Origin of the sequence: Micromonospora sp. NPDC005220, assembly GCF_040607895.1 — a bacterium.
Classification (GTDB): domain Bacteria; phylum Actinomycetota; class Actinomycetes; order Mycobacteriales; family Micromonosporaceae; genus Micromonospora.
Genome location: NZ_JBEXHP010000183.1, coordinates 1 through 6,854, shown reverse-complemented (window position 1 = coordinate 6,854; position 6,854 = coordinate 1). Strand labels below are relative to the sequence as shown.

Annotated in this window: 7 protein-coding genes and 1 pseudogene; 6 read left to right on the top strand and 2 right to left on the bottom strand. The window is 70.5% G+C overall.

Translation table 11 applies throughout. The features are described from left to right. Nucleotides 1-674 precede the first annotated feature (674 nt). Nucleotides 675-929, bottom strand: a complete 255-nt coding sequence (locus ABZU52_RS31315; RefSeq protein WP_354974532.1) for a hypothetical protein — start codon at nucleotides 927-929, stop codon at nucleotides 675-677. Nucleotides 930-1,185: 256 nt separating this feature from the next. On the opposite strand from ABZU52_RS31315, the gene ABZU52_RS31310 reads away from it, so the two are divergent. From ABZU52_RS31310 to ABZU52_RS31290, 5 genes and pseudogenes are all read left to right on the top strand, one after another. Further along, entirely contained in the window at nucleotides 1,186-1,362 is a 177-nt protein-coding gene (locus ABZU52_RS31310; RefSeq protein WP_354974531.1) for a hypothetical protein, read from the top strand. Nucleotides 1,363-1,451: 89 nt separating this feature from the next. Continuing rightward, nucleotides 1,452-2,510 (top strand): tryptophan--tRNA ligase, encoded by a 1,059-nt coding sequence (gene trpS, locus ABZU52_RS31305; RefSeq protein WP_354974530.1) that lies wholly within the window; start codon nucleotides 1,452-1,454, stop codon nucleotides 2,508-2,510. 97 nt (nucleotides 2,511-2,607) lie between these two features. Then, entirely contained in the window at nucleotides 2,608-2,964 is a 357-nt protein-coding gene (locus ABZU52_RS31300; protein WP_354974529.1) for a YciI family protein, read from the top strand. Between the two features lie 2 nt (nucleotides 2,965-2,966). Further along, nucleotides 2,967-4,223 (top strand): annotated as a pseudogene (locus ABZU52_RS31295) (DUF6596 domain-containing protein). A gap of 16 nt (nucleotides 4,224-4,239) precedes the next feature. Further along, nucleotides 4,240-4,830: an HAD-IA family hydrolase gene (locus ABZU52_RS31290; RefSeq protein ID WP_354974528.1), complete on the top strand. Its 591-nt coding sequence runs from the start codon at nucleotides 4,240-4,242 to the stop codon at nucleotides 4,828-4,830. Between the two features lie 4 nt (nucleotides 4,831-4,834). Here the strand turns inward: ABZU52_RS31290 and ABZU52_RS31285 are convergent, their stop codons facing one another. Continuing rightward, nucleotides 4,835-5,806 (bottom strand): NADP-dependent oxidoreductase, encoded by a 972-nt coding sequence (locus ABZU52_RS31285; protein ID WP_354974527.1) that lies wholly within the window; start codon nucleotides 5,804-5,806, stop codon nucleotides 4,835-4,837. A 382-nt stretch (nucleotides 5,807-6,188) separates the two neighbouring features. Here ABZU52_RS31285 and ABZU52_RS31280 point away from each other — a divergent pair, with 382 nt between their 5' ends. Further along, the gene (locus ABZU52_RS31280) at nucleotides 6,189-6,788 is read left to right on the top strand and encodes a class I SAM-dependent methyltransferase (RefSeq protein ID WP_354974526.1); all 600 of its coding nucleotides are present in this window, start codon (nucleotides 6,189-6,191) and stop codon (nucleotides 6,786-6,788) included. Nucleotides 6,789-6,854: the final 66 nt, after the last annotated feature.

The window sequence follows — 6,854 nt, the reverse complement described above, 5'->3', positions numbered from 1 at the left end:
TGACCAGTCCGGGGTATAAATCATAATTGGCACTGGCTTTACAAGCACCCTGTTGAGTTCTCAAAGAACAACCACACACCGACCAGAAGCCCCACACTCAGTGGAACCCCAACCGGGGCTTTTCCGTACCGCGTCCCCGCCGCTCTCGCGCCGGGCACTTTTACTACGTTACCTCACCGTCTTGGCCGTGTCAAACCGTGTGTCCCGGTCTGTCATGCTTCGTACGGGTCAGCGCCGGCGCACTCACGCAGCAGCGAACCGCTGCGTCAGGTCGTCGGATTCGGCAGGCCGGCCGCTGCGGTTTCCCGCAGTCTCGCCCGGTTCCCTGCCGGTCGTAAACCTTACCCGGTCGGCTTCGCCGCACCAAATCCGCCTCGCGGCCGATCCGGCGAGCCCCGCCCGGACCGTGTCCCGCAGGAGCGAACCCCTGCCTGACCCGGTTGCCACCCCGTTTTGGTGCTCCAGGACCTTCGTCCCGTTTGCCCCGTTCCGCGCTGGCAGAGAGAAAGTTACGCGTCTGCGGGTTTGATCGTCAAATCCACGGGTAGCGGCGCGCGTCACATTCGCGCGCCCGGACCGTTTCCCCAGGTCAACGTCGTTCCGGCAGCAACGGGACTCGCCGACCACCAGCAGGACGGGGGCACCGGCAGCCTGATCCGCAGGAGCAGCGGCGATCAGGACGCCTGCCGCCGCCGGGCCGCGAGCCAGGCTCGGACACCGAGGACGCCCGCGGTGGTGCCGATTGCCAGCGACGCGGCGATCAGCAGCGCGTGCACCCACAGGAAGCTGGTGGCCGCGCCGTCGGCCACCGTGCCGGATGCCCAGGACCTCGGGTCCTGCCAGATGGCCACCGCGAACCTCGGCCAGATCACCCAGTTCCAGACGCCGACTCCGACCAGGAAGAGACTCCACCCTCGCGACAGCACCATGGCAGCCGAGTATGCCAGCGCACCTGCTCACCGGGCCGTGGGTCTTCGGCCGGAAGGTGCTGTTGCCGGCCGGGACGGTGGAGCGGGTGGATCACCAGGAACGCGTCGTGCACGTCGACCGGACCTGACAGCAGATCAAGGAAGCGCCGCCGTTCGACCCGGCTTCGGCTGACCCGGAGTACGGCAACGCGTCGGCAGCTACTACGCCGACAGCTACCTTCCCCCTTCCGGCGCCATCGGCGGATAATCTGAAGCCGTGGTCCGGACGGGCAACTGTGCATCCGAGGCTGTCGACCTGGTCGACGGCCTCTTCCTCGATGCCGTGCCCGAGATCCCGACCAGCTCCGGTGACGGCCGTGAGCAACTTCTGAACGTCCTCCGTGCCGGTGGTCTGCGGTTCCGCGCCGGCGCGCGATGGCGGACGGCTCGCTGAGTCGATTCCGCTGACCGAGCAGGGCTGAGCCAGCCCTGCTCGGCGCGCGCCCATGCGTGACCCACCTTCGGATAACGAGAGGCACCACCATGTCCGTCGCACGAATGCTCACCGGCGACCGGCCCACCGGCCGCCTGCACCTCGGCCACTACGTCGGCAGCATCGCCAACCGGGTACGGCTGCACCAACGCTACGAGAGCTTCTTCATCATCGCCGACCTGCACATGCTCACCACTCGCAACCGTCGCGAGGACATCGACCAGGTCTCCAGCAACGCCCGCGAGATGGTGACCGACATCCTGGCCGCCGGGGTCGACCCGGGCCGGGCCACCTTCTACCTCCAGTCGGCCATCCCGGAGGTCGGCGACCTCAACACCCTCCTCCAGAACCTGGTGACCGTTCCGCGGCTGGAACGGGTGCCCTCGCTCAAGGACATGGCTCGCGACGCCGGCAAGGAGGAGATGCCGTACGGGCTGCTGGGTTACCCGGTGCTCCAGGCGGCGGACATCCTCTGCGTCAAGGGGGAGGTGGTGCCGGTCGGCCGGGACAACGCCGCGCACATCGAGGTGACCAGGGAGATCGCCCGACGGTTCAATCACCTGTACGGCCCTGTGTTCCCGGTACCCGAGTTGATCCCGGCGGACACGCCGAGCCTGGTGGGGACCGACGGCACCGCCAAGATGAGCAAGAGTCGGGGCAACTCGATCGCGCTCTCCGACGACGCGGCGACGGTGCGTCGCAAGGTGCTCGGCATGTACACCGACCCGAACCGGGTACGGGCCGACGTGCCGGGCACGGTGGAGGGCAACCCGGTGTTCGCGTACCACGAGATTTTCAATCCGGACCGCGACGAGGTCACCGACCTGGCCCGGCGTTATCGGGCCGGGCGGGTGGGTGACGTGGAGGTCAAGGAGCGGCTGGTCGTCGCGCTGGAGGGGTTCCTGGCGCCGATCCGACAGCGTCGGGCCGAGATCGAAGCCGACCGGGGTCTGGTCGACCGGCTGATCGTCGAGGGCACCGAGCGGACCCGCCAGGAGGTACGCCAGACCGTGCTCGAGGTACGCCGGGCGATGGGGCTGACCGGCGCGTACCAGCAGGTGCGGCGGCGAGCGGAGCGGAGCCGACGCCGGACGGACGCCTCGACCTGAGGTTGGGCGCCCGGTCCTGCCGGGCCGTGTCGATATCCGCGGTCCGCGTTCGTCGTCATGCTGTACGGCGACACGCCGCACCGAGAGGAGCCCAAGAATGAAGTACATGCTGCTGTTCATGAGTCCCATGGTTGACGGGGAGGTCGTCGACAACGGGTGCAGCTTCGAGGACTGGATTCGCTACGACCGGGAGATGAAGGACGCCGGAGTCTGGGTCTCCGGGCATCCGTTACAGGACCTGACCACCTGCACGACCGTGCAGGTGGGCGCGGACGGCGAGCGCACGATCACCGACGGGCCGTTCGCCGAGACCCGGGAACTGCTCGGCGGGTACGACATCATCGACGTGCCGGACCTCGACGCCGCGCTGGACTGGGCGGCCCGCAGCCCCGGGGCCGTCGGCACCGGATCGGTCCAGGTCCGCCCGATCGCCGAGATCGACATTCAGGTCTGAGCATGCCGGGTGAGAGGGCAACGGTCGGGTCGTCGGTGGAGGCGGTGTTCCGGGAGGAACGCGGCCGACTGCTCGCCTCACTCGTGCGCCGCTTCGGCGATCTCGACCTGGCCGAGGAGGTCACCTCCGAGGCCATCGAGGCGGCGCTGACGCACTGGCCGACCGACGGCGTCCCGAGTCGACCGGGCGCCTGACTGCTCACCACGGCTCGGCGTCGGGCCGTGGACCGGTTGCGCCGCGACCGGGTGCTGGCGACCCGGCTCGCGGTCCTTCAGGCGGAGGCCGAGCGGGCCGACCACGCCCCGCCCGCCGACGCGGATCGCGACCTGCCCGACGACCGGTTGGCGCTCTTCTTCACCTGTGCGCACCCGGCCCTGGCCGCGCCGGATCGCGGCGCGCTCACCCTGCGGTTCCTGGCCGGCCTCACCACCACCGCTGTCGCGCGGGCCTTCCTGGTGCCGCCCGCCACCATGGCCCAGCGACTCGTCCGCGCCAAGAAGAAGATCCGCGACGCACGCATCCCGTTCCGGGTGCCCGGCCCCGATGAGTTGCCCGGTCGTCTGCCCACCGTGCTCCAGGCCGTGTACTCGGTCTTCACCGAGGGGTACGCGGCCAGCTCCGGCCCGGATCTGCAACGGATCGATCTGGCCGAGGAGGCCATCCGGCTGGGCCGGATCCTGCGCCGGCTGCTGCCGGCCGAGCGGGAGGTCGCCGGGCTGCTCGGCCTGATGTTGCTGGTGCACGCCCGACGCGACGCGCGCACCGGGCCGGACGGCGCCATGATCCTTCTCGACGACCAGGATCGGGGACGCTGGGACCGTCAGATGATCGAGGAGGGGCGCGGCCTGGTGGTGGTCGCGCTGACCGGCCGAGCGCCCGGCCCGTACGCGGTGCAGGCCGCCATCGCCGCGCTGCACGACGAGGCCGCCGACGTGGCGAGCACCGACTGGCCGCAGGTGGTGGCGCTCTACGACGTGCTGCTCGCTCTGGTGCCCTCACCGATCGTGGCGCTGAACCGGGCCGCCGCGGTGGCCATGCGGGACGGACCGGAGGCGGGGCTCGCGTTGCTCGACGAGTTGGCCGACGATCCGCGCCTGCGCGGCCATCATCCCTATCCGGCGGCGCGGGCCGACCTGCTGCGCCGGCTCGGCCGGTACGACGAGGCGGCGGCCGCGTACCGCAGCGCGTTGACGCTGGTCGGCACCGAACCGGAGCGCGCGTACCTGCTCAGCCAGCTGAAAGGCGTCACGACCGGGTGAGCTGTACCCTTCCCGGGTGAGTCTGCCGTTGCCTCCCGGGCCGTTCGCCGCGTACCTGTTCGACTGCGACGGCACCATCGTCGACTCGATGCCGCTGCACTACCTGGCCTGGCAGCGGGCACTTGGGGAGTGGGGCTGCGAGTTCCCGGAGGAGCTCTTCTACGCCTGGGGTGGGCGGCCCACCGCCGACATCATCGTCGACCTGAACGAGCAGCAGGATCTGGCCATGCCGGTGGCGGTCGTCGTCGAGCGCCGGGAGAGCTACTACCAGGAGTTGCTGCCGCAACTCGCCGCGGTGCCCGAGGTGCTGGCGCACATCCACGACGCGCACCGGCGGGTTCCGTTCGCCGTCGTCTCCGGCAGCACCCGAGCGTCGGTCACCGCCTCGCTGGGCGCGCTCGGCCTGCTGGACCGGTTCGACGTGCTGGTCTGCGCGGACGACTACACCCGGGCCAAGCCCGACCCGGAGGCGTTCCTGCTCGCGGCGGAGCAGCTCGGCGTACCCCCGGAGTCCTGCCTGGTCTTCGAGGACACCGACCTGGGCATTCAGGCCGCGACGGCGGCCGGCATGGCATCGGTACGCGTGCCGCAACAGCGCACGCCCTGAGGTCTCAGGCCACCGTCAGCAGGAGCTTGCCGGCGTAGGACGTCTGTAGGCGCTGGTGCGCATCCCGCACCTTGCCCAGTGGGAACGTCTCCGCGACGTGCACCACGAACGGCCCCGCCTCGATGAGTTCGTTGAGGCGTTGCAACTGTCGAGGGCTCGATTCGCCGTCGTACGGGCGGACCACGACGCCGGGCCGCTCCTGCGGCTCCGGCCGCACCCCGTGGGCGAACGCGACCACGCCGCCGTCGGCCAGCGCCTCGGTGAGCCGGTCCAGCGTCGCGCCGCCGGCCATCGCCAGGATGGCGTTCACCCCGCCCGGCGCCGCGTCCCGGATCCGGGCCAGCGCGTCGGTCATGTCGCCGTGGCCGTCGAGGGAGACGTCGGCGCCGAGCCGGGTCACCAGCGCGACGCCGTCCGCCCCGGACGCCACCGCGACCACGTTCAGCCCCTGCCGCTTCGCCAACTGCACGGCCAGGTGGCCCTGACCGCCACTCGCCCCGAAGATCAGCAACCAGTCCCCGGCCGACAGGCTGACGGTGTCGAGCCCGGCCAGCGCGGTCAGCGCATCGGTGGGCATGGCACCGGCGTGCTCGGCGGGCACACCGTCGGGCACCTTCGCCGCGTACTTTGCCTTGACCGACGCGTACTCGGCGTAGAGGCCGCCCTTCGGCCGGGTGGTGGCGGAGACGTAGACCAGGTCGCCCACCGCCAGGCCGGTCACCTTGCCGCCGGCGGCGATGACGGTTCCGGCGCCGTCGGAGCCGGGCACGATCGGAAGGGCCGAGCCCTCCGGCACCAGCACACCCTCCCGCTCGTACGCGTCCCACACCCCGACGCCGGCGCTCCAGACCTTGATCAGCACCTCGTCGTCGGCGACCTGCGGGATCGGCAGCTTCCGCAGGGTGAGCACCTCCGGCCCACCGAACTCGTCGAAGGCCGCGGCCTGCATCCGCTCTGGCACGTCCCCGTCAACCATGTGGATTCCCTCTCCGTGCCGGCGTCACCGTCGCAGCATGCCGGCTCGGGAACAGGCGTGGCCCGGGGCTGAGCGTCGTTCACCCACAAGGACGAACACCCACGCTCCTCGAAGTCGTACGTGGTGGTCAGCCCCTCGGGCAGGTCGGGTAGCAGGACGTCCGGACCGGACCTGGTCGCGGCGGCTCTCGTCTCCGCGGCCATGGTGAACGCCGGCGCTCCGAAGCACGTCCCGGTGCCGACGGACGCCCTCGGGGACGTCACACCGGTGCCCGCGCACTGATGGCTGTCGCATTTTCTCCATTGGGCGCGGTGACCGAGGACACGGTGCACCGACTCCGCCGAGAGAGTGGAATCAGAGGTGTGAGCAGAGGAGTGACGTCGTGAGGTCCACTCTCTCGACCCGCGACCGGGGTGCGTCGAGCACTGACCCGACGCCCACGGCGAACGAGTCGATTCGGGTGACGGCCGCTCATCGGCAGCGCTGGGCGGTGCAGACCATGGCTGTCGAGCCCGACGACCGGGTGCTGGAGATCGGGTGCGGTCGGGGCACGGCGGTCTCCCTGGTCGCCGACCACCTCACCACCGGCCGGATCGTCGCCATCGACCGCGCCGCGGCGATGGTGCGGCTCGCGACCGAACGGAACCTCAACCACATCGACGCCGGCAGAGCCGAGATCCGACGTGCCGGGTTCGAGTCGGCCGATTTGCCGGCCGAGCACTTCACCAAGATATTCGCGGTGAACGTCAGCCTCTTCTGGTTGGGCGACGCAGCGCAACTGATCGCTCGGATGCGAAGCCTGCTGGCGCCGGGCGGACGGCTCTACGTCTTCGGCGAGCGACCCACCGCCGCGCACGCCACCGCGAACCTCACCGCGACCGAACTGCTGCTCGGAACCCACGGTTTCGCCACTACCACCTCGAACGCCACCCGTGGTCAGGGCCGGGTGTTGACCTGCGTCACCGGTACGCCGGTCGGGTGAGTCTGGGCTGATCGCAGCGTCGACATGAGCCGGGCGGGGGGGGGGGGGAGGCGGGCGCGCCCCGGC

What these genes read in the sequence shown, in the direction of transcription:
- ABZU52_RS31315 (WP_354974532.1), bottom strand. Translation starts at nt 929, where the DNA reads ATGGTGCTGTCGCGAGGGTGGAGTCTCTTCCTGGTCGGAGTCGGCGTC.
- trpS (WP_354974530.1), top strand. Translation starts at nt 1,452, where the DNA reads ATGTCCGTCGCACGAATGCTCACCGGCGACCGGCCCACCGGCCGCCTG.
- ABZU52_RS31300 (WP_354974529.1), top strand. Translation starts at nt 2,608, where the DNA reads ATGAAGTACATGCTGCTGTTCATGAGTCCCATGGTTGACGGGGAGGTC.
- ABZU52_RS31285 (WP_354974527.1), bottom strand. Translation starts at nt 5,806, where the DNA reads ATGGTTGACGGGGACGTGCCAGAGCGGATGCAGGCCGCGGCCTTCGAC.